Consider the following 21,662-nt stretch of genomic DNA (forward strand, 5'->3'; position numbering starts at 1 on the left):
CCACGACGGCCGGGTCCCGGTGGCGCGACCCGTGTGCAACGGGGCGCGAGTCCCCGGAGCCTTCGACCTACAGGAGACTGCTCTGTCCAGCCTTGCGACGATCCTGCCGCTCGCTGCCGAAGGCGAGTCCGGGTTCCACAAGCCGTCGATCGCGGAGTTCTTCCCCCCGGCCATCTGGTTCGAGGGCACGCTCTTCGAGATCAACCGCATCCAGGTCGTGCGCTTCGTCGCCGTCGCCGTGCTGCTGACCGTCATGGTCATCGCCGCCCGCCGCGCGCGCCTGGTGCCGCGCCGCGGCCAGAACATCGCCGAGCTGCTGCTCGACTTCGTCCGCGTGAACGTCGCCGAGGACATCATCGGCAAGGAGAAGGCGCACAAGTACGTCGCCCTCCTGACCACGATCTTCTTCGCGATCCTCGCCTTCAACATCACCGGCGTGATCCCGCTGCTGAACATCGCGGGCACGTCCGTGATCGGCCTGCCGATCATGCTGGCCCTCTGGGTGTACGTCATGTACATCGGGGCGGGCGTGAAGGCGCACGGCGTCGGCGGGTTCCTCAAGAACAGCCTGTTCCCCCCGGGCGTCCCGTGGCCGCTGTACGGGCTGCTCGCGCCGGTGGAGTTCCTGCAGGTCTTCGTCCTGCGGCCCGTGACGCTCGCCATCCGGCTCATGGCCAACATGGTCGCCGGGCACCTGATGCTCGTGCTGTGCTTCTCGGCCACGCAGTACCTGCTCTTCGAGGCGAGCGGCGGCCTCAAGCCGTTCGGCGCCCTCACCCTCGCGGGCGGCTTCGCGATCACCCTGTTCGAGGTGTTCGTCGCCGCGCTGCAGGCCTACATCTTCGTCGTCCTGACGGCTGTCTACCTCAGCCAGTCGGTCGAAGAGGAGCACTGACCCAGCACCACCCGGGGGTCCTCACGGACCCCCGCCCCCACGACCGCCGGCCGACCGGCCGGCGGCCAAACGGAAGGAACGAGCAAGCGTGTCTCTTCTGACGGACCCCAGCGTCATCCTCGCGGCCGAGAACGCCGTCTCCGGCAACATCGCCACCGTCGGCTACGGCCTCGCGGTCCTGGGCCCGGGCATCGGCCTCGGCATCCTCATCGGCAAGACCGTCGAGGGCATGGCGCGTCAGCCCGAGGTCGCCGGCCAGCTGCGCACCACCATGTTCATCGGCATCGGCTTCGTCGAGGTGCTCGGCCTCCTCGGCCTCATCACGGGCTTCCTCTTCTCGTGATCACCGCCGCGCTCCCCGCGGCGAGCATCCTGGCCGCGGAGACCGAGGAGGTCGAGGGCGTCCAGCTGCTGCTCCCGGCCGGCTACGACATCCTGTGGTCCACGGTCGTCCTGGTCGTCATCGCCGTCGTCTTCTACAAGCTCGTGCTGCCGAAGTTCCAGGCGGTGCTCGACGAGCGCACGGAGAAGATCGAGGGCGGTCTCGCCAAGGCCGCCAGCGCCCAGGAGGACGCTGCCCGGGCCAAGGCCGAGTACGAGCAGCAGCTCCAGGACGCCCGGACCGAGGCGGCGCGCATCCGCGAGGACGCGCGCGGCGAGGCCGGTCAGATCGTCGCGGAGGCCCGTGAGAAGGCGACCGCCGAGGCGGCGCGCATCGCGGAGAACGCCCAGCGCCAGATCGAGGCGGAGCGCCAGCAGGCGGCCGTCTCGCTGCGCACCGAGGTCGGCACGCTCGCCACGGAGCTCGCGTCGAAGATCGTCGGCGAGTCGCTCGCGGACGAGGCGCGTCGCTCGCGCGTCGTCGAGCGGTTCCTGGACGAGCTCGACGAGCAGACCACGGCGACCGCGGGTAAGGGGAACTGATGCGAGGGACGAGCCGGGCGTCGCTGGTCGCCGCGGAGGGCCGGTTCGAGCCGGTGCTGCGCGAGGCCGGCGCGCAGGGGCGGCTGCTCGGCGAGCAGCTGTTCGCGCTGACCGACGCGCTGGACTCGTCCGGCTCGCTGCGGCGCACCCTGACCGACCCGTCGGCCGACGCCGAGGCCAAGGCCACGCTGGTCGCGCGGCTGCTGTCGGCGGCCGACCCCCGCGTGGTCGAGGCCGCGCAGGGGCTCGTGCGGGCCCGCTGGTCCGCCGAGCCGGACCTCGCCGAGGCCGTCGAGCACCTGGCCTTCTCGGCCGTGCTCGCGTCGGCCGAGGCGGACGGCACGATCGGCACGGTCCAGGAGGAGCTCTTCCGGATCGGCCGTGCGCTCGCCGGGCAGCGGGAGGTGCGCCGCCTGCTCTACTCGGACACGGTGCACGCCCACGCCCGCGGGGACCTGGTCGACAAGCTGCTCGCCGGCGGTGGCAACCCCGCGACCCAGGTGCTCGCGCGCCGGGCCGCCGTGGCACCGCGAGGCCGCCGGTACGTCGCCACGCTCGGCCACCTGGGTGACCTGATCGCCGAGCGGCGCAGCCGCACGGTGGCGAACGTCACCAGCGCCGCGGAGCTGGGCACCGCCCAGCGGCAGCGGCTCGCGGACATCCTGGCCCGCACGTACGGGCGGGAGATGCAGGTGCAGGTCCTCGTGGACCCGCACGTCCTCGGGGGCCTGCGGGTGCAGGTCGGCCCCGAGGTGATCGACGCGACCGTGCTGGCACGGCTGGCGGACGCACGACGACGACTTGCCAGCTGACGGGCCCGACGGCCCAGCCCGGAACTACGTGGGAGCGCACGCCCCCGGCGTGCGACACGACAGGAGAGATGCCATGAGCGAGCTGCAGATCCGGCCGGAGGACATCCGCGCCGCGCTGGACAGCTTCGTCACGACGTACGAGCCTTCCGGCGTCGCCGCCGAGGAGGTCGGCCGCGTCACCCTCGCCGGCGACGGGATCGCCCAGGTCGAGGGCCTGCCCGGTGTGATGGCCAACGAGCTGCTCCGCTTCGAGGACGGCACGCTCGGTCTCGCGCAGAACCTGGACGTCCGCGAGATCGGCGTCATCGTCCTGGGCGAGTTCACCGGCATCGAGGAGGGCCAGGAGGTCCGCCGCACCGGCGAGGTCCTGTCCGTCCCCGTCGGCGACGCGTTCCTCGGCCGCGTGGTGGACCCGCTGGGCCAGCCGATCGACGGCCTGGGCGAGATCGAGTCCGAGGGCCGCCGCGCGCTCGAGCTCCAGGCGCCCGGCGTCATGGCGCGCAAGAGCGTGCACGAGCCGCTGCAGACCGGCATCAAGGCCATCGACTCGATGATCCCGATCGGCCGCGGCCAGCGGCAGCTCGTCATCGGCGACCGCCAGACCGGCAAGACGGCCATCGCGATCGACACGATCCTCAACCAGAAGGCCAACTGGGAGACGGGCGACCCGGACCAGCAGGTCCGCTGCATCTACGTCGCCATCGGCCAGAAGGGCTCCACGATCGCCGCCGTCCGCGGCGCGCTCGAGGAGGCCGGCGCCCTGGAGTACACGACGATCGTCGCGGCCCCCGCGTCCGACCCGGCCGGCTTCAAGTACCTGGCGCCGTACACCGGCTCGGCCATCGGCCAGCACTGGATGTACGCCGGCAAGCACGTCCTCATCGTGTTCGACGACCTGTCGAAGCAGGCCGAGGCGTACCGCGCCGTGTCGCTGCTCCTGCGGCGCCCGCCGGGCCGCGAGGCCTACCCGGGCGACGTGTTCTACCTGCACTCCCGCCTGCTGGAGCGTTGCGCGAAGCTGTCCGACGAGCTCGGTGGCGGCTCGATGACCGGTCTGCCGTTCATCGAGACCAAGGCCAACGACGTCTCGGCGTACATCCCGACCAACGTCATCTCCATCACGGACGGGCAGATCTTCCTGCAGTCCGACCTGTTCAACGCCGACCAGCGCCCCGCCGTCGACGTGGGCATCTCGGTGTCCCGCGTCGGTGGTGCCGCGCAGGTCAAGGCGATGAAGCAGGTGTCCGGCACGCTGAAGCTCGACCTGGCGCAGTACCGGTCGCTCGAGGCGTTCGCCATGTTCGCCTCCGACCTGGACGCCGCGTCCCGCGCGCAGCTGACCCGGGGTGCCCGCCTGATGGAGCTGCTCAAGCAGCCCCAGTACTCGCCGTTCCCGGTGGAGGACCAGGTCGTGTCCATCTGGGCCGGCACCAAGGGCAAGCTGGACGACGTGCCGATCGAGGACGTCCGCCGGTTCGAGACCGAGCTGCTGGACCACCTGCGTCGCAACTCCGACGTGCTGACGTCCATCGCGGACACCGGCAAGCTCGGGGACGACCTGGAGGCCAAGCTCGCCGACGCCGTGGACGCGTTCCGCTCGAACTTCCTCAAGGCCGACGGGACGCCGCTCGTCGGCGCCGGCGAGCCGGACGAGGAGACCCCGGTCGAGCAGGAGCAGATCGTCCGGCAGAAGAAGGGCTGACATGGCCGGGCAGCAGCGCGTCTACCGGCAGCGGATCAAGTCGACGCAGTCGCTGAAGAAGATGTTCCGCGCGCAGGAGCTGATCGCCGCGTCGCGCATCGGGCGCGCCCGTGCGCGGATGGCGTCCGCGTCGCCGTACGCCCGGGCCATCACCCGGGCGGTCTCGGCCGTGGCCACGCACTCGGACATCTCCCACCCGCTGCTCGTGCAGCGCACGGACACCCAGCGGGTCGCCGTGCTGCTCATCGCCTCGGACCGCGGCATGGCGGGCGCCTACTCGGCGTCCGTCATCCGCGAGACGGAGCGCCTGGTCGAGCGGCTCCAGGGCGAGGGCAAGGAGGTCGCCCTCTACGTGAGCGGGCGCCGCGCCGAGGCCTACTACCGGTTCCGCCGCCGCGAGCTCGCGGCGACGTGGACCGGGCAGTCCGACGCCCCCACGTCCGACCTGGCGGAGGAGATCGCGAGCACGCTGCTCGAGGCCTTCGCCGCCCCGGCGGACCAGGGCGGCGTGGGGGAGCTGCACATCGTGTCGACGCAGTTCGTCAACATGGTGAGCCAGCGCCCGCAGGTCATCCGGATGCTGCCGCTCGAGGTCGTCGAGGGCGTGGCCCCGTCGAACGGCGAGGCGCTGCCCCTGTACGAGTTCGAGCCCGACCCGGACCAGGTGCTGGACGCGCTGCTGCCGCGTTACGTGCGCAGCCGCATCTTCTCGTGCCTGCTGCAGGCCGCCGCGTCCGAGCTGGCCGCGCGCCAGCGCGCGATGCACACCGCGACGGAGAACGCCGAGGACCTCGTCCGCATGTACACGCGGCTGGCGAACCAGGCCCGCCAGGCCGAGATCACCCAGGAGATCAGCGAGATCGTGTCGGGCGCCGACGCGCTCGCCTCCTGACCAGCAGTCCCCCAGAACCACGCCGCCGGGCTCCGGCGGACGACCGAAGCGAGGCAGACATGACCGCGACCACCGTCGACGCGAAGGACTCCACCCGCACGCCGGGCGTGGGCCGCGTCGCCCGTGTGATCGGGCCCGTCGTGGACATCGAGTTCCCCGCGGACCAGATCCCGGAGATCTACAACGCGCTGACCGTCCCGATCGACCTGTCGGGCCAGGGCGAGGGCGAGACGTCGTTCACGCTGACGCTCGAGGTCGCCCAGCACCTCGGCGACTCGCTCGTCCGCGCCATCGCGCTCAAGCCGACGGACGGCCTCGTCCGCGGCGCGCAGGTCACCGACACCGGGGCCCCGATCAGCGTCCCGGTCGGCGACGTCACCAAGGGCCACGTCTTCAACGTCACGGGCGAGGTGCTCAACCTCGGCGAGGGCGAGAAGTTCGAGGTCACCGAGCGCTGGCCGATCCACCGCAAGCCCCCGGCCTTCGACCAGCTGGAGTCGAAGACCCAGATGTTCGAGACCGGCATCAAGGTCATCGACCTGCTGACGCCGTACGTGCTCGGCGGGAAGATCGGCCTCTTCGGCGGTGCGGGCGTCGGCAAGACGGTCCTCATCCAGGAGATGATCCAGCGCGTCGCCCAGGACCACGGCGGTGTGTCGGTGTTCGCCGGCGTCGGCGAGCGCACCCGTGAGGGCAACGACCTCATCGTCGAGATGGAGGAGGCGGGCGTGTTCGACAAGACCGCCCTCGTCTTCGGCCAGATGGACGAGCCGCCGGGCACGCGTCTGCGCGTCGCCCTGTCCGCGCTGACGATGGCGGAGTACTTCCGCGACGTGCAGAAGCAGGACGTGCTGCTGTTCATCGACAACATCTTCCGGTTCACGCAGGCCGGCTCCGAGGTGTCGACGCTGCTCGGCCGCATGCCGTCCGCGGTGGGCTACCAGCCGAACCTCGCCGACGAGATGGGCCTCCTGCAGGAGCGCATCACCTCGACGCGCGGCCACTCGATCACCTCGCTGCAGGCGATCTACGTCCCCGCCGACGACTACACCGACCCGGCCCCGGCCACGACGTTCGCGCACCTGGACGCCACCACGGAGCTCTCCCGCGAGATCGCGTCGCGCGGTCTGTACCCCGCGGTGGACCCGCTGGCGTCGACGTCGCGCATCCTCGACCCGCGCTACGTGGGCCAGGAGCACTACGACGTCGCCACCCGCGTGAAGTCGATCCTGCAGCGCAACAAGGAGCTGCAGGACATCATCGCGATCCTCGGTGTGGACGAGCTCTCCGAGGAGGACAAGACGGTCGTGGCGCGTGCGCGCCGCATCCAGCAGTTCCTCTCGCAGAACACCTACATGGCCGAGAAGTTCACCGGCGTCGTGGGCTCCACGGTCCCGGTGTCCGAGACGGTCGAGGCGTTCAAGAAGATCGCGGACGGCGAGTTCGACCACATCGCCGAGCAGGCGTTCTTCAACATCGGCGGGCTCGAGGACCTCGAGCGCAACTGGGCCCGCATCCAGAAGGAGTACGGCGTCTGACGCTGACGCACCGCGTCACGTCCGCCGTCCCACCGTCACCGCAGGAGGTTCCCCCACATGGCCCAGCTCGAGGTCGACCTGGTCGACACCGACGGCACCATCTGGTCCGGCGAGGCACGCCAGGTCAGTGCGCCCGCCTCCGACGGTGAGATCGGCATCCTCGCAGGTCACACCCCGGTCCTCTCCGTGCTCCGGCGCGGAGAGGTCCGGGTGATCGAGGCCGGCGGCGCCGTGCACCGGTGGACGGTCGAGGGCGGGTTCCTCTCCGTCGACGCCGACCAGGTGACCGTCGTCGTGGACGCCGCCGAGGCGGTGGCCTCCGGCACGTCCGGCCGCTGACGGACCGGCGGTGAGCGGGCACCAGATCGCGCTGGTCGCGCTGCTGCTCGTCCTGGCCGCGGTCGTCGTGGTCGGGCTCGGGGTCTCCCGCTGGCACACGCTCACGCGGCGGGTGGGCTCGTTCCGCTGCTCCGTGCAGGTGGGCGGGCGCGGGGTGCGGGGCATCGCGCACTACGGCGCGCGGCACCTGTACTGGTGGCGGCTGCGGTCGCTCGCCCCGCGCCCGGAGCACGTCTGGCCCCGCGGGGCCCTCGCGGTCGTCGAGCGGCGGCCGGCGACTCCGGGCGGCGACCTGCGCGGCCCGCTGCTCGTGCGCTGCGAGGTGGGCGGCGGCGAGTCCGTCGACCTGCTGATGACCGCCGAGGCCTACGCCGGGCTGACGTCCTGGCTCGAGGCCGCGCCGCCGGTCGCGCACACCGTCATCTGACCCGGGCCCTCGCGGGCTGCGCGAGCCCGGGCGACCCGTCGCCGCGAAGGAGAACCCGATGCGCCTGCTCGTCGCGCGCTGCTCGGCCCGGTACAGCGGCCGGCTGAACGCCCACCTGCCGCTCGCCACCCGCCTGGTCGTGGTCAAGGCCGACGGCTCGGTGCTGCTGCACTCCGACGGCGGCTCGTACAAGCCGCTGAACTGGATGAGCCCGCCGTGCACCCTGCGGACCGAGGACGCCGCGGGGGAGGCCCTGGAGCGCGGCGTCCGGCAGGTGTGGACCGTGCAGCACACGAAGAGCGACGACCGGCTCGTGATCGAGCTGCACGAGATGCTGCACGACTCGGAGCACGACCTGGGCGTCGACCCGGGGCTGATCAAGGACGGTGTCGAGGCGCACCTGCAGGAGCTGATGGCCGCGCAGATCGACGTGCTGGGGTCCGGGCACACCCTGGTGCGGCGCGAGTACCCGACGGCGATCGGGCCGGTCGACATCCTGGCGAAGGACGCCTCCGGCGCGACCGTGGCGGTCGAGATCAAGCGCCGGGGCGACATCGACGGCGTCGAGCAGCTGACCCGGTACCTGGAGCTGCTCAACCGCGACCCGCTGCTCGCACCGGTGCGCGGGGTGTTCGCGGCGCAGGAGATCAAGCCGCAGGCGCGCGTCCTGGCGACCGACCGCGGGATCGCGTGCCTGGTCCTGGACTACGAGGCGATGCGCGGCGTCGACGACGTGGACTCCCGCCTGTTCTGACGCCGGTGTTCCGCGGCGCGACCCGCTCGGGTGGGACGTCCGGACCGACACGCCGACCGCGTGCCCGCCCGAACCGTCCACTCGAGGTCCGAGATGGGCCGACGGGGGCCTCCGGTGGGCCAGAATGGGCGGGTGACCCGCGCTGAGAGCCCCGCCGCCGACGTCGTGCTGCGCGGGGAGGTGGTGACGCCGACGGAGGTCGTGCCCGACGGGGCCGTGGTCCTGTCGGAGGGGCGGATCGCCTGGGTCGGGCCCGCCGCCCAGCTGCCCGGCACGTGGGCCGACGACCTGCCGACCGATCCCGCGCCCGGGACCACGCTGCTGCCCGGGCTCGTCGACCTGCACGACCACGGCGGCGGCGGGGCCAGCTTCCCGGACGCGACGACCCGCGAGGACGCGCTGGTCGCGGCCCGGGAGCACCTGCGGCACGGGACGACCAGCCTGGTGGCGTCGCTGGTGACCGCCCCCCGCGACGTGCTGCTGTCCCGCGCCGCGCTGCTCGCGGACCTCGTCGAGTCGGGCGACCTCGTCGGCATCCACGCGGAGGGCCCGTTCCTGTCCGTCGACCGGTGCGGCGCGCAGAACCCGGCGGACATGCTCGCGGGCGACCCCGGACTGGTCGTCGACCTCGCCGCGGCCGCGCGCGGGCACCTGGTCACGATGACCGTCGCGCCGGAGGTGCCGGGCGTCGCCGACGGGCACGGCGGCGCGGACGGGCCCGGGACCGGGGGCGACGACGTGCTGGCCGCGCTCGTGCGGAGCGGCGCGGTGCCGTCGGTCGGGCACACCGACGCGTCGTCCGAGCAGGTCGACGCCGCGGTGGCGCGCACCCGGGCCCTGCTCTCGGGCGGCCGGCGGAGCGCCGCGGCCGGTGGCGGCGGCGGCCGCGGTCGCTCGCCGCGCCCCACCGCGACGCACCTGTTCAACGGGATGCGCCCGCTGCACCACCGGGACCCGGGACCCATCGCGGCGTGCCTCGCCGCCGCGGCCCGCGGGGACCTCGTGGTGGAGCTGGTCGCGGACGGCACGCACCTCGCGGACGGCACCGTGCGGGCGGTCTTCGACCTGGTCGGGCCGGGGTCGATCGCGCTGGTGACCGATGCCATGGCAGCCGCCGGCATGGCCGACGGCGACTACCGGCTCGGGCCGATGGCGGTGCGGGTCGGTGACGGCGTCGCGCGGGTCCTCGAGGACGACGGCACCGCCGGGGCCATCGCCGGCGGGACCGCGCACCTGCTCGACGTCGTGCGGACCGTGGTGGCGTCGGGCATCGGGATCGTGGCCGCCGTGCGCGCCGCGGCGACCACCCCCGCCGAGGTGCTCGGGCGGTCCGACCTGGGGGCGCTGGCCGTGGGCCGTCGCGGCGACGTGGTGGTCACGGACGAGGACCTCGCGCCCGTGGCGGTCTACCGGGCGGGACGGCTCGTCACGGACTGAGCCGCCCGGACCGCGGCGTCGCGCCGGCGGTCCGTGCCGGTCCGCGTCACGTCCGGGGCGTCGTGACGCTCCCGTGGTCGGTGTACGCGGGCCCGACCAGGCGGGTCTCCGCCAGGTCCTCGCCGCCGAGGCGCGCCATCACCATCTCGACCGCGATCCGGCCGATGCGCTCGCCCGGCACCTCGATGGTCGAGACCGGCACGGGCAGCGCGGCGGCGATGTCCGCCGGGCTGACCGCCACGACGGACAGGTCCTCGGGCACCCGCAGCCCCCGCTCCGCGGCGCGCGCGAGCACGCCGCCGAGCGCCGCCTCGTTGTGCACGACCAGGCCGGTGGTCCCGGGGTGCTCGTCGAGCACCCGGTCCATCGCGAGCGCACCGCCGGTGAACGTCGGGTCCGCGGGGACGACGACGGCCTCCACGCCGCTCGTCGTCGCCTGGTCGAGCACGCCGTGCCGCATGCGCACCGCGTAGTTCGCGCGGTGGTCGAGCCGGTCCTGGGACGCCCCGACCAGCGCGAGGCGCGTGTGGCCGTGCCGCGCGAGCTCCCGGACCGCGAGGCGTCCGGCGCCGTCGAAGTCCAGGTCCACGCAGCTGAGGCCGGTGGTGTCGTCCGGCACGCCGATGAGGATGCTCGGCAGGGTCAGCGCCCGCAGGGCGGGCAGCCGGGCGTCGTCCGCCTCGATGTCCATGACGATCAGCGCGTCCGCCGTCGAGCTCGCGGCGACCCGGGTCATGCCCTGCGGGTCGTCCTGCGTGAGCACCAGCACGTCGTGGTCGTGCTCCCGGGCGGTCGTCACCACGCCGCCGACGAACTGCATGATGATCTGCACGTTGATGCCCGGCCGGAACGGCACCATCAGGGCGATCACGTTGCTCCGGCTCGACGCGAGCGCCCGTGCGCCGGCGTGCGGGCGGTAGCCGAGATCCGCGACGGCGCGCTGCACCCGGTCGCGGGTCGGGGCGGAGATGGTGCGCTTGCCGCTGAGCACGTAGCTGACGGTCGACACCGAGACGCCTGCCGCCCGGGCCACGTCGCCGATGGTCGCCATCCGCCCAGGGTAGTGGCGCGTGCTCCCGCGTCGGTGCAGGTCGGGGGCCTGGCCGCACCGAGTGGCGAGATCTGCCGGACACGCACGGGCGAGCCGGGTCGATCTCACCACTGCGCGGCCGGTCGACGGGCGGCCGCGCACGGCCGCTGACGTGTGCAAACGCTTCGACTGCGGCGTGTCCTGGAGCGCAATGCGACCGGCAGCAGCGGGGTCGCCGCGGCGGGATCACCCGGGTGGACACCACCGGTGCGGCCTGACGTAGTATCGAATCGCTTCGACGAACGTCGTGACCGATTCGATATCTCCGGGTCTGGACGCCACGCACCGAGCCGTCCTACAGTGGCGGCGCGCGAAGCGCTTCGACACCTCATCGACGAGGCGTCGCGACGGCCGTCGAGGAGGAGGGCGAGAGGGATGGTGACCATGCAGGACGTGGCCCGCCGCGCCGGCGTCGCCCTCTCGACCGTCTCCGCCTCGCTCACCGGCGCCCGCCCCGTCTCCGTCGCCACCCGGGCGCGCGTCACCGCGGCGATGGACGAGCTCGGCTACCGGCCGAACGCGCTCGCCCGGGGCCTGGCCTCCCGCCGCAGCCGCGTGCTGGCGCTCACCTACCCGGTCGGCGACGCGGGCCTGAGCCGCACGTCCGCGGAGTTCGTGCTCGGCGCGGCCGAGGTCGCCCAGCAGCGGGGGTACCAGCTGGTGCTCTGGCCGTTCGCGGTGGACGACGCCGAGGGGATCGTCGAGGTCGCCCGCCAGGGGCTCGCGGACGGCGTGCTCCTCATGGAGGTGCACCTGGACGACGTGCGGGTGCGTGCCCTGCGCGCGGCGGGCGTCCCCGTCGCGCTGATCGGCCGGACCGCCGGCGACGCCGACCTGCCCAGCGTGGACGTGGACTTCGCGGCCACGCTGAGCGAGGCGGTCGCGCACCTGGCGGACCTCGGCCACCGCCGTATCGCGTTCGTCAACCACGCCGCCCACCGCGTCGCCGAGGGCCACGGCCCCACGGTGCGGGCGTCGGCGGCGTACGAGCAGGCGATGACGGACCGGGGACTGACCCCCGTGCAGGTGCACGCCGAGGAGTCGGTCCCGGGCGGGCGTGCCGCGCTGGCGGGCCTGCTCGGCTCCGGCGACCGCCCGACCGCCGTCATCACGATGAACGAGGACGCCACGTTCGGCGTCGTCGCGGAGCTCGCCGCCCGGGGCGTCACGGTGCCGGACGGCCTGTCCGTCCTGGCGGTGGTGTCGTCCCCGGCGGTCGCGGGGCAGACCGTCCCGCCGCTGACCACCATGCACGCCCCGGGCGCCCGGCTCGGCGCGGCGGGCGTCGACGCGCTGCTCGCCCTGCTGGACGACGGCAGCACGCCGCCGCCCGCGCTGGTGCCGTGCCGGCTCGTGGACTGCGGCAGCACCGGACCGGCCCCCGTCCGCGCGGGCGCCGCCACCTAGACAGCACGACACGGCGACCGGCACCCGCCGGCCGCCCGAGACAGCACAGCAGGAACTCGACGAGGAGGACGTGTGATGGCAGTTCAGCGCAGGAGGTACCTGGCGGGCGCCCTGGTGCTCGCTCTACCGCTGGCCCTGGCGGCGTGCGGTGGGGACAGCGGGAGCAGCGGCGGCGGCGGGGACGCCGACACGCTGACCATCTGGCACTACGAGAACGAGGACTCGGCGATGGGCCAGGCGTGGGCCAAGGCCATCGAGATCTTCGAGGACGAGAACCCGGACGTCGACGTCGTCGTCGAGAACCAGACGTTCGAGCAGATCCAGAAGAACGCCAAGATCTTCCTCACCGGCGACGACGTGCCGGACGTCATGGAGTACAACAAGGGCAACGCCACGGCCGGCCAGCTCGCGTCCCAGGGCCTGCTGACCCCGCTGACGGAGGAGGCCGAGTCCCGCGGCTGGGACGAGACGCTCCCCGCGTCCATCCAGACCACCGCGACGTACGACGAGCAGGGCCTGATGGGCTCGGGCGACTGGTACGGCGTCCCCAACTACGGCGAGTTCGTCGGCGTCTACTACAACCAGGACATGCTGGACCAGTACGGCATCGCGGTGCCGACGACGTTCGACGAGTTCGAGGCCGCGCTCAAGACCTTCAAGGACAACGGCGTCACGCCGCTGGCCGAGGCCGGCGCCGAGTACCCGATGGGCCAGCTCTGGTACGAGCTGGTGCTGCACTACGCCGACCGCGACCTGATCGACGACTACCAGCTGTTCAACGCCGACGTGGACTTCCAGAACGAGGCGTTCACGCAGGCCACCGAGAAGCTCGACGAGTGGATCAAGGCCGGCTACATCGCGTCCGACTCCGCGGCCCTGACCGCAGAGGACATGGGCGTCTCGTTCATCAACGGCACCTACCCGCTGATGGTCTCCGGCTCCTGGTGGTTCGGCCGCCTGGCCGAGGAGATCCCGTTCACCTGGGGCCAGACGCTGTTCCCCGAGAACACGATGCACCCGGGCTCGTCCGGCAACCTCTGGGTCGTCCCGGAGAACGCGACGGCCAAGGACCTGGCGTACGAGTTCATCGACATCACCCTGCGCCCGGAGGTCCAGGAGATCCTCGGGCAGGCCGGCGGTCTGCCGGTCGCCGGTGACTCCTCGACCATCACGGACGAGAAGACCAAGGAGATGACCGAGAACTTCGAGGCGATCCTCGACGAGGACGGCCTGGCGTACTACCCCGACTGGCCGGTCCCGGGCTACTACGACGTGATCGTCAGCGAGCTCCAGTCGCTGGTCAACCAGTCCAAGACCCCCTCCGAGGTGCTGGACGGCCTGTCGTCCGCCTACGAGGACGGCAAGACGGACCTGCTCGAGGGCTGACCCTCGCACCCCGCCCGGCCGGCGGCGCGACCCGCGATGCCGGCCGGGCACCCCGGAAGAACCTCGAGGAGCCGCATGACCACCGTCGACCGCACCGCGCCGCCCGCGGCCACGCGGGCCGGACGCACCCCGCGCCGCCCGCGCCGCTCGCGGGAGCGGCTGGGGTACCTGCCCTACCTGCTGCCCGGGCTGATCGCGTTCACCGTCGTCATCCTGATCCCGTTCGGGATGAACATCTACTACAGCCTGCACAAGTGGAAGGGCGGGAACGCCCCGCTGCGCTGGTACGGGCTCGGCAACTACACCGACCTGCTGGCCGACGAGCAGTTCTGGACGTCGTTCCGGAACTCGATCGCGATGATCATCGCGATGGTGGTGGTCCCGACGCTGATCGGCCTGCTGCTCGCGACGACGCTGTTCGACGTCCTGGGCAAGCGGTTCGGCCCGCGCGTGGCCTCCGTGCTGCGCGCGACGTACTACCTGCCGCAGATCCTGCCCGTCGCCGTCGCCGGCGTGCTGTGGAACTGGATCCTCAACTCCCAGACCGGCGCGGTGAACGTGATCCTGCGGGAGATCGGCGTCGCGAACCCGCCGAACTGGCTCGGGTCGACGGACACCGCCCTGCCGACGGTGATGGTCGTGCTGATCTGGATCCAGATCGGCTACCCGGTCGTCATCTTCATGTCCGCCCTGCAGCGCGTCGACCCGGAGCTGTACGAGGCCGCGGAGCTGGACGGCGCGGGCTGGTGGCACCGGTTCCGGGCGATCACCCTCCCGCAGATCAAGCCGGAGACGTTCGTCATCACCCTGACCTGCACCGTGGCCGCGCTCAAGGTGTTCGGCCCCATCTACGTGCTGACCCGCGGCGGCCCGGAGTCCTCGACGCTCGTGCCGAGCTACTACTCGTACCTGAACTTCTTCGACAAGTCGAAGGTCGGCTACGGCGCCGCGATCGCGAACGTCCTGACGGTCCTCATCATCCTGATCGCCGTCGTCATCATGGTGCTGCAGGCCCGCAGCGCCCGCCGTGAGGAGGAGGGTCGCTGATGGCTGCCCCGATCGAGACGCTGCCGCCGCGGGCGGTGGGGTCGCGCAAGCCGCCCGCCCCCGCGAAGGCCACCGACGCCGACCGCCGGCACCGCCGCGGCACCGCCCGCTGGTTCGTGCTCGCCGGTGCCGTGCTGGTCGCGGTGGTCATGCTCGTGCCGTTCGTCATCATGGTGCTCAACGCGTTCAAGGCGCCGGCGGACTACTCGCAGAACGGCCCGCTGAGCTGGCCGACCGAGCTCTACACCGAGGGCCTGCGCAACTTCTGGGAGCGCGTGAACTTCCCGGAGAAGCTGGTCAACTCCATCTGGATCTCCGCCACGGTCGCGATCTTCGGCACCGGGCTGTCGCTCTTCAGCGCGTACGCGCTCGGCGTCGGCAAGGTGAAGGGCCGGATGTCGATCGTCACGCTGTTCCTGCTCGCGAACATGCTGCCGCAGGAGGTGCTGGTCTACCCGCTGTTCCAGATGGCGCAGGAGGGCGGCCTGTCGAACAACCAGTGGTCGGTGATCATCATCTTCACCGTCATCCAGTCGGCGTTCGGCACGTACCTGCTGTCGTCGGTGCTCGGGACGTTCCCGAAGGCGCTGCTCGAGGCCTCGGCGCTCGACGGCGCGGGCCGGTGGCGCACGCTGTGGAGCATCGTGTTCCCGGTGGTCCGGCCGACCCTGTCGGTCCTGGTGATCTTCTTCTTCATCTGGACCTGGAACGAGTTCTTCATCCCGCTGGTCATGCTGACCACGAACGCCACCCAGACGATCCCCGTGGCACTCGCGTCGCTGCAGGGCGACCGGATGATGGACGCCCCCACGACCAACGCGGGCGCCCTCGTGTCGATGATCCCGGCGATCGTCTTCTTCCTCATCTTCCAGCGCACGCTCACCCGCGGGATCACCGCGGGCGCGGTCAAGTAGGACGGGTACCACCACATGAAGTTCACCGACGGCTACTGGCAGAACCTGCCCGGCGTCACGGTCCTGCGGCCGCGTGCGGTCGACGAGGTCGTGGTCGGCGAGCGGTCCCTGACCGCCTACGCGGGCACCGGCCGCCTCGAGACGCGCGGCGACACCCTGAACAGCCCCCTGATCACGTTCACGCTCGACTCCCCGGCCGAGGGGGTGCTCGGCGTGACCATCGAGCACCACCGCGGCGGGGTCGACCCCGGGCCGGCGTTCGCGCTCGCGGGCACCCGCCCCGACGTGACCGTCACCGGGCCGACGGCCGAGGACCCGCGGGCGACGCTCACCACCGGCAACCTCACCGCCCGCGTCGCGACGTCGGGGGAGTGGGCGCTGGACGTCGAGGTCGACGGCCGGCACGTCACCGGGGCGACGTCCCGCGGCGTCGGGGTCGTCACCGACGCCGAGGGCCGGCACTTCGTGCGCGAGCAGCTGGGGCTCGGCGTCGCCGACCACGTGTACGGGCTGGGCGAGCGGTTCACGCCGTTCGTCAAGAACGGCCAGACGGTCGAGGTCTGGAACGCCGACGGCGGCACCGCCTCCGAGCAGGCGTACAAGAGCGTGCCGTTCTACCTGACCGACGCCGGGTACGGCGTGTTCGTCGACCACCCCGGACACGTGTCGTTCGAGATCGGGTCCGAGGTCGTGTCCCGGACGCAGTTCAGCGTCGAGGGGGAGCGGCTGCGGTACCTCGTCATCGCCGGCCCGACGCCGAAGGACGTGCTGCGCCGCTACACCGCGCTGACCGGCCGGCCGGCGCGCGTGCCGGACTGGTCCTACGGGCTGTGGCTGTCCACGTCGTTCACGACGGACTACGACGAGGACACGGTCATGTCGTTCATCGACGGCATGGCCGACCGGGGGCTGCCGCTGTCGGTCTTCCACTTCGACTGCTTCTGGATGCGCCGGTTCCACTGGTGCGACTTCGTCTGGGACCCGGCGACGTTCCCGGACCCGAAGGGCATGCTCGCCCGGCTGCACGACCGCGGCCTGCAGGTGTGCGTGTGGATCAACCCGTACATCGCGCAGCGCTCGCACCTGTTCGAGGAGGGCCGCGAGCTCGGCTACCTCGTGAAGCGCGCGGACGGCTCGGTGTGGCAGTGGGACCTGTGGCAGGCGGGCATGGCGCTCGTCGACTTCACGAACCCCGACGCCACCGCCTGGTACCAGGGCAAGCTCCGCGAGCTGCTGGACATGGGGGTCGACGCGTTCAAGACCGACTTCGGCGAGCGGATCCCCACCGACGTCGTGTGGCACGACGGCTCCGACCCCGAGCGGATGCACAACTACTACACGCACCTGTACAACAAGGCGGTCTTCGAGCTGCTGGAGGAGGTCCGCGGCGAGGGCGAGGCCGTGCTGTTCGCGCGCTCCGCGACCGCCGGCGGCCAGCAGTTCCCCGTGCACTGGGGCGGCGACTGCGAGTCCACGTTCGTCTCGATGGCCGAGTCCCTGCGCGGCGGGCTGTCGCTCGCGTCGTCGGGGTTCGGGTTCTGGTCGCACGACATCGGCGGGTTCGAGGGCACGCCCGACGCCGCCGTGTTCAAGCGGTGGCTCGCGTTCGGCCTGCTCTCGTCGCACTCGCGGCTGCACGGGTCGTCGTCGTACCGGGTGCCGTGGGCGTTCGACGAGGAGTCCGTGGACGTCACGCGCCGGTTCACCGAGCTGAAGCTGTCGCTCATGCCGTACCTGTCGGCGGTCGGACGCGAGGCGCACACCGACGGGCTGCCCGCGATGCGGCCGATGGTCGTGGAGTTCCCGGACGAGCCGGGCGCCGCGACGGTCGACACCCAGTACATGCTGGGCGGGTCGCTGCTGGTGGCGCCGGTGTTCTCGGCGGACGGCACGGTCGAGGTCTACGTGCCCGAGGGGGAGTGGACGTCGCTGCTCGACGGGTCCACGCTGTCCGGCCCGCGCTGGTACACGCAGACCCACGGGTTCGACTCGCTGCCGCTGCTCGTGCGGCCCGGGACGGTGCTCCCGGTCGGCGCGCGGACCGACCGGCCGGACTACGACCACGCGGAGGGCGTCACGCTGCGGGTGTTCGGCCTGGGCGACGGCGACGAGCGCGTCGTGACGGTCGCGGGCGCTCGCGGTGACGCGGTGTTCCACGTGACCCGCGCGGGCAGCACCGTCCTGGTCGAGGCGAGCGGCGCGGTGCCCGCGGCGTGGTCGGTCGCGGACGGGCTGGGCGCCCCGGTCGCCGCGGAGGGCGCCACGGCGGAGCTGACGCTCCCGGCCTGACCCGCGCTGCCTGACCCGCGCTGCTGCGCCGCCGCCGCGCGCGCCGCTCGCACGCTGCTGCGCCCGCCGCCGCCGCACCGCGCCCGCGCCCGCCGCCCTCACCGAGATCGCACTCCCGGCCTGCGACCGCCACCCGGTCGTCAGGCGAGGAGTGCGATCTCGGCGGAGCCCGGGCAGTGTGGGGTGCGGCCGCAGTCCGGCGCGTAGCCGGAACCGCGTGCGGGAGCGCTTCCACGCTCGTGTATCGTATCGATTCGACAGTGTCGTCCCGTCCCACCGACAGCCCCGAGGAACCCCATGACCACGTCCCGTCCGTCCGGACGCCAGTTCCCCGCCGACTTCCTGTGGGGGTCGGCCACCGCCTCGTACCAGATCGAGGGTGCCGCGACCGAGGGAGGCCGCGGCCCGTCCATCTGGGACACGTTCTCCGCGAAGCCCGGCGCCGTGCTCAACGGCGACACCGGCGCGGTCGCTGCCGACCACTACCACCGCGTGCCCGAGGACGTCGCCCTCATGCAGGGCCTCGGCCTGCAGGCGTACCGCCTCTCGATCGCCTGGCCGCGCGTGCAGCCCACGGGCTCGGGGGAGTTCAACCAGGAGGGCATCGACTTCTACGTCGACCTGGTCGACCGCCTGGTCGAGGCCGGCATCGCCCCGGTCGTGACGCTGTACCACTGGGACCTCCCGCAGGCCCTGGAGGACGCGGGAGGCTGGACCAACCGCGAGACCGCCTACCGGTTCGCCGACTACGCCCGCCGCATGGCCGAGGCGCTGGGCGACAAGGTCACCGTGTGGACCACGCTCAACGAGCCGTGGTGCTCGGCGTACCTGGGCTACGCCTCCGGCGTGCACGCGCCCGGCCGCACCGACCAGGCCGCGTCGCTCGCGGCGGTGCACCACCTCAACCTCGCCCACGGGCTCGCGGCCCGGGCCGTCCGGGACGTGCTCGGCGACTCCGCGCAGGTGTCCATCACCCTGAACCTGCACGTCACCCGCGCGGCGTCGGACGCCCCGGAGGACGTCGCCGCGAAGCAGCAGGTCGACACCGTGGCCAACGAGGTGTTCCTGCAGCCGCTGCTCGAGGGCCGCTACCCGGAGCAGGTGTTCGCGCAGACCGCCGCGGTCAGCGACTGGTCCTTCGTGCAGGACGGCGACCTGGAGCTGATCCGCCAGCCGATCGACCTGCTGGGCGTCAACTACTACTCGACGGGCCGGGTCCAGCGCCTGCAGGGCGAGCCGGTGGTCGGGGACGGCAGCCCGGGCGTCGACGGCCACAAGTCGTCCGAGGTCAGCCCGTGGGTCGGCTGCGACGACGTGGAGTGGCTGCCGCAGCCCGGCCCGCACACCGCGATGGGCTGGAACATCGAGCCCGCCGGCCTCACGGAGCTGCTGGTCTCGCTGCACGAGCGCTACCCCTCGCTGCCCCTGGCGGTCACCGAGAACGGTGCGGCGTTCGCCGACGAGGTGTCGGCCGACGGCCGGGTGCACGACCTGCCCCGGGTGGAGTACCTGCACGACCACATCGACGCGGTCGGTGCCGCGATGGATGCCGGCGCCGACGTGCGCGGGTACTTCGTGTGGTCGCTGATGGACAACTTCGAGTGGGCGTACGGGTACGACCGCCGGTTCGGCATCGTCCGCGTCGACTACGACACGTGCGAGCGCACCCTGAAGGACTCGGCGCTCTGGTACCGGGACCTCATCGCCACGCGCACCATCGCGCCGGCGGGGACGGCCGTCACGCTGTCCTGATCCTGCACGCGCCGGAGGGCGGTCACCGCGCGTCGGTGGCCGCCCTCCGGCGCGTCCGGGAGAATCGGTGCGTGCCGTCCAGCCGTCGCTCCAGCAAACGCCCGTACTCCGCGGAGCACGTGCCGCTCGACACGGAGCGGGTCCGCGGCGGCCGGACGACCGAGGACGCCGCCGACGGGACGTGGACGGTGCAGCGGGTGGCCGGGTCGGAGCGCACCTACCGCTGCCCCGGCTGCGACCAGGAGATCGCGCCCGGCACCCCGCACGTCGTCGCCTGGGCGTCCGACGGGCTGTTCGGGGCGGAGGCGGCGATCGCCGACCGCCGGCACTGGCACAGCACCTGCTGGTCCGCGCGGGCGCGCCGCCGCCCGACCCGCCGCTGACCGCTGGGGTCCCGCCGGGGTCCGGACTACCCTCGACGGCGATGACCACCGACGCCGCGCCCACCACGATCCGCTCCCTCACCGTGCTGCCCGCGCACCGCGAGGACGTCGAGCTGCACACCGCCGACGGCCTGACGCTGGTCGGCGAGCTCGCCCTCCCGGTGCACCCGGACGGCACGCCGAAGACGCCGGCGGCGACCCTCGTCACGCTGCACCCGCTGCCCACGCACGGCGGCTACATGGACTCGCACGTGCTCCGCAAGGCCGCCTGGCGGCTGCCGGCCCTGGCCGACCTGGCCGTGCTGCGGTTCAACACCCGCGGCACGTCGAGCCCGCGCGGCACCAGCCAGGGCGCGTTCGACGAGGGGCGGTCGGAGAAGTTCGACGTGCACGCCGCGATCGAGCTCGCGGAGTTCCGGGACCTCCCGCATCCGTGGCTGGTCGGCTGGTCGTTCGGCACCGAGCTGGCCCTGATGCACGGCCTGGACCCGAGCGTCGAGGGCGCCGTCCTGCTCTCGCCGCCGCTGCACCGGGCCACCGACGCGGACCTCGACGCCTGGGACGCCGACGGCAAGCCGCTCGTCGTGCTGGTCCCGGAGCACGACGACTACCTGCGTCCCGACGAGGCGCGTCAGCGGTTCGCCCGCGTGCGCCAGGCCGAGGTGGTCGGCGTCGACGGCGCGAAGCACCTCTGGGTGGGGGAGCCGTACGTGCGCCGGGTGCTGGACGAGATCGTGCGGCACGTGCGGCCCGACGTCGCGGTGCCGCTGCCGACCACGTGGGACGGGCCGAGCGAGCAGGCGGACCCGCCGCCGGTGCCGCGGTCGCAGGAGGACACCGGCTTCGCCGGGTCCGCGGAGGAGGACGCATGACGCACCACCGGCCGCACGCCACCGCGGTCCTGCACGCGCTGCGGCCGGGCACCGGCGTGCCGCTCGTGCTGCTGCACGCCTTCCCGCTCGACTCCCGCATGTGGGCGGACGTCGCCGCCCTGCTCCCGGCGGGGCTGCCGGTCCTCGCGCTCGACCTGCCCGGGCTCGGGGCGGCCCAGGGCGTCCCGCTGCCCGAGCCCGCGCTCGAGGCGTCCGCCGACGCCGTCGCCGCCGCCCTCGCCCAGGCCGGGCACCACCGGGCGGTCGTCGCCGGGCTGTCGATGGGCGGGTACGTCGCCCTGGCGCTCGCCGAGCGGCACCCCGAGATCGTCGCCGGCCTCGGCCTGCTGGACACGAAGTCGATCGAGGACACCGACGAGGCGCGGGCGAACCGCCTGCGCGTGGCCGGTGTGGTCGAGGACGCGGGCACCGTCGACGAGGTGCTCCCGATGGCGACCGGCCTGCTGGGAGGGGCGTCGCGCGAGCGGCCCGAGCTCGTCGGGCGCCTGGAGGCCTGGATCGGGGCGCAGCCCCCGTCCGGCGTCGGCTGGTCGCAGCGCGCGATGGCCGCCCGCCCGGACCGCACGGCCGTCCTGGAGCGGTTCCCCGGGCCCGGGCTGGTGCTGGTCGGCGAGGAGGACGTGCCGACGCCCGTCGCGGAGGCGCAGCGGATGGCGGACGCCCTCGGCGTGCAGCCCGTGGTGGTCCCGGACGCCGGGCACCTGACCGCTGTGGAGGCGCCGGCCCGGGTGGCCGCGGCGCTCGGCGACCTGATGACGCGCGCCCGCGCCTGAGCCTGCTC

The 21,662-nt window shown here is 72.9% G+C and carries 21 protein-coding genes; 20 read left to right on the top strand and 1 reads right to left on the bottom strand.

Features of this window, described 5'->3' with window-relative positions; translation table 11 throughout:
* Nucleotides 1-103: 103 nt before the first annotated feature.
* The 11 genes from atpB to KJP73_RS07990 all read left to right on the top strand — a co-directional run bounded on the left by atpB (nucleotide 104) and on the right by KJP73_RS07990 (nucleotide 9,720).
* The gene (atpB, locus tag KJP73_RS07940) at nucleotides 104-895 is read left to right on the top strand and encodes a F0F1 ATP synthase subunit A (RefSeq protein ID WP_213282283.1); all 792 of its coding nucleotides are present in this window, start codon (nucleotides 104-106) and stop codon (nucleotides 893-895) included.
* Between the two features lie 97 nt (nucleotides 896-992).
* Nucleotides 993-1,238: an ATP synthase F0 subunit C gene (gene atpE, locus KJP73_RS07945; RefSeq protein WP_282946475.1), complete on the top strand. Its 246-nt coding sequence runs from the start codon at nucleotides 993-995 to the stop codon at nucleotides 1,236-1,238.
* Nucleotides 1,235-1,819, top strand: a complete 585-nt coding sequence (locus KJP73_RS07950; protein WP_428830393.1) for a F0F1 ATP synthase subunit B — start codon at nucleotides 1,235-1,237, stop codon at nucleotides 1,817-1,819. Before atpE ends, KJP73_RS07950 begins: the two co-directional genes overlap by 4 nt.
* Entirely contained in the window at nucleotides 1,819-2,631 is an 813-nt protein-coding gene (locus KJP73_RS07955) for a F0F1 ATP synthase subunit delta (protein WP_213282259.1), read from the top strand. The genes KJP73_RS07950 and KJP73_RS07955 overlap by 1 nt, the downstream gene beginning before the upstream one ends.
* A gap of 73 nt (nucleotides 2,632-2,704) precedes the next feature.
* Nucleotides 2,705-4,333 (top strand): F0F1 ATP synthase subunit alpha, encoded by a 1,629-nt coding sequence (gene atpA / locus KJP73_RS07960; protein WP_213282260.1) that lies wholly within the window; start codon nucleotides 2,705-2,707, stop codon nucleotides 4,331-4,333.
* A 1-nt stretch (nucleotide 4,334) separates the two neighbouring features.
* The gene (locus tag KJP73_RS07965) at nucleotides 4,335-5,225 is read left to right on the top strand and encodes a F0F1 ATP synthase subunit gamma (RefSeq protein ID WP_213282261.1); all 891 of its coding nucleotides are present in this window, start codon (nucleotides 4,335-4,337) and stop codon (nucleotides 5,223-5,225) included.
* A gap of 59 nt (nucleotides 5,226-5,284) precedes the next feature.
* A complete protein-coding gene (atpD, locus tag KJP73_RS07970; protein ID WP_213282262.1) occupies nucleotides 5,285-6,763 on the top strand; it encodes a F0F1 ATP synthase subunit beta in 1,479 nt (492 codons plus the stop codon).
* A 57-nt stretch (nucleotides 6,764-6,820) separates the two neighbouring features.
* Nucleotides 6,821-7,102: a F0F1 ATP synthase subunit epsilon gene (locus KJP73_RS07975; protein WP_213282263.1), complete on the top strand. Its 282-nt coding sequence runs from the start codon at nucleotides 6,821-6,823 to the stop codon at nucleotides 7,100-7,102.
* 10 nt (nucleotides 7,103-7,112) lie between these two features.
* Nucleotides 7,113-7,529, top strand: a complete 417-nt coding sequence (locus KJP73_RS07980; RefSeq protein WP_213282264.1) for a DUF2550 family protein — start codon at nucleotides 7,113-7,115, stop codon at nucleotides 7,527-7,529.
* A gap of 58 nt (nucleotides 7,530-7,587) precedes the next feature.
* Nucleotides 7,588-8,283, top strand: a complete 696-nt coding sequence (nucS, locus tag KJP73_RS07985) for an endonuclease NucS (RefSeq protein ID WP_213282265.1) — start codon at nucleotides 7,588-7,590, stop codon at nucleotides 8,281-8,283.
* A gap of 132 nt (nucleotides 8,284-8,415) precedes the next feature.
* Nucleotides 8,416-9,720 (top strand): N-acetylglucosamine-6-phosphate deacetylase, encoded by a 1,305-nt coding sequence (locus KJP73_RS07990; RefSeq protein ID WP_249669210.1) that lies wholly within the window; start codon nucleotides 8,416-8,418, stop codon nucleotides 9,718-9,720.
* A gap of 46 nt (nucleotides 9,721-9,766) precedes the next feature.
* Here the strand turns inward: KJP73_RS07990 and KJP73_RS07995 are convergent, their stop codons facing one another.
* The gene (locus tag KJP73_RS07995) at nucleotides 9,767-10,771 is read right to left on the bottom strand and encodes a LacI family DNA-binding transcriptional regulator (protein WP_213282267.1); all 1,005 of its coding nucleotides are present in this window, start codon (nucleotides 10,769-10,771) and stop codon (nucleotides 9,767-9,769) included.
* 414 nt (nucleotides 10,772-11,185) lie between these two features.
* Here KJP73_RS07995 and KJP73_RS08000 point away from each other — a divergent pair, with 414 nt between their 5' ends.
* The 9 genes from KJP73_RS08000 to KJP73_RS08040 all read left to right on the top strand — a co-directional run bounded on the left by KJP73_RS08000 (nucleotide 11,186) and on the right by KJP73_RS08040 (nucleotide 21,654).
* Nucleotides 11,186-12,217, top strand: coding sequence for a LacI family DNA-binding transcriptional regulator (locus KJP73_RS08000; protein ID WP_213282268.1), 1,032 nt, complete (start codon nucleotides 11,186-11,188; stop codon nucleotides 12,215-12,217).
* Nucleotides 12,218-12,292: 75 nt separating this feature from the next.
* The gene (locus tag KJP73_RS08005; protein WP_213282269.1) at nucleotides 12,293-13,603 is read left to right on the top strand and encodes an ABC transporter substrate-binding protein; all 1,311 of its coding nucleotides are present in this window, start codon (nucleotides 12,293-12,295) and stop codon (nucleotides 13,601-13,603) included.
* 75 nt (nucleotides 13,604-13,678) lie between these two features.
* Nucleotides 13,679-14,650, top strand: coding sequence for a carbohydrate ABC transporter permease (locus tag KJP73_RS08010; protein ID WP_213282270.1), 972 nt, complete (start codon nucleotides 13,679-13,681; stop codon nucleotides 14,648-14,650).
* Complete coding sequence (locus tag KJP73_RS08015; protein WP_213282271.1) at nucleotides 14,650-15,564, top strand: carbohydrate ABC transporter permease; 915 nt, start codon at nucleotides 14,650-14,652, stop codon at nucleotides 15,562-15,564. Before KJP73_RS08010 ends, KJP73_RS08015 begins: the two co-directional genes overlap by 1 nt.
* Nucleotides 15,565-15,579: 15 nt before the next feature.
* Nucleotides 15,580-17,853, top strand: coding sequence for an alpha-xylosidase (yicI, locus tag KJP73_RS08020; protein ID WP_213282272.1), 2,274 nt, complete (start codon nucleotides 15,580-15,582; stop codon nucleotides 17,851-17,853).
* 297 nt (nucleotides 17,854-18,150) lie between these two features.
* Nucleotides 18,151-19,605: a glycoside hydrolase family 1 protein gene (locus tag KJP73_RS08025; protein ID WP_213282273.1), complete on the top strand. Its 1,455-nt coding sequence runs from the start codon at nucleotides 18,151-18,153 to the stop codon at nucleotides 19,603-19,605.
* Nucleotides 19,606-19,676: 71 nt separating this feature from the next.
* Nucleotides 19,677-19,988: a hypothetical protein gene (locus tag KJP73_RS08030; RefSeq protein ID WP_213282274.1), complete on the top strand. Its 312-nt coding sequence runs from the start codon at nucleotides 19,677-19,679 to the stop codon at nucleotides 19,986-19,988.
* A 41-nt stretch (nucleotides 19,989-20,029) separates the two neighbouring features.
* Nucleotides 20,030-20,860: an alpha/beta hydrolase gene (locus tag KJP73_RS08035; RefSeq protein ID WP_213282275.1), complete on the top strand. Its 831-nt coding sequence runs from the start codon at nucleotides 20,030-20,032 to the stop codon at nucleotides 20,858-20,860.
* Nucleotides 20,857-21,654 (top strand): alpha/beta fold hydrolase, encoded by a 798-nt coding sequence (locus KJP73_RS08040; protein WP_213282276.1) that lies wholly within the window; start codon nucleotides 20,857-20,859, stop codon nucleotides 21,652-21,654. The genes KJP73_RS08035 and KJP73_RS08040 overlap by 4 nt, the downstream gene beginning before the upstream one ends.
* The last annotated feature ends 8 nt before the right edge of the window (nucleotides 21,655-21,662 follow it).

Source organism: Cellulomonas hominis (genome assembly GCF_901521055.1).
In the GTDB taxonomy this organism is placed as follows: domain Bacteria; phylum Actinomycetota; class Actinomycetes; order Actinomycetales; family Cellulomonadaceae; genus Cellulomonas; species Cellulomonas endometrii.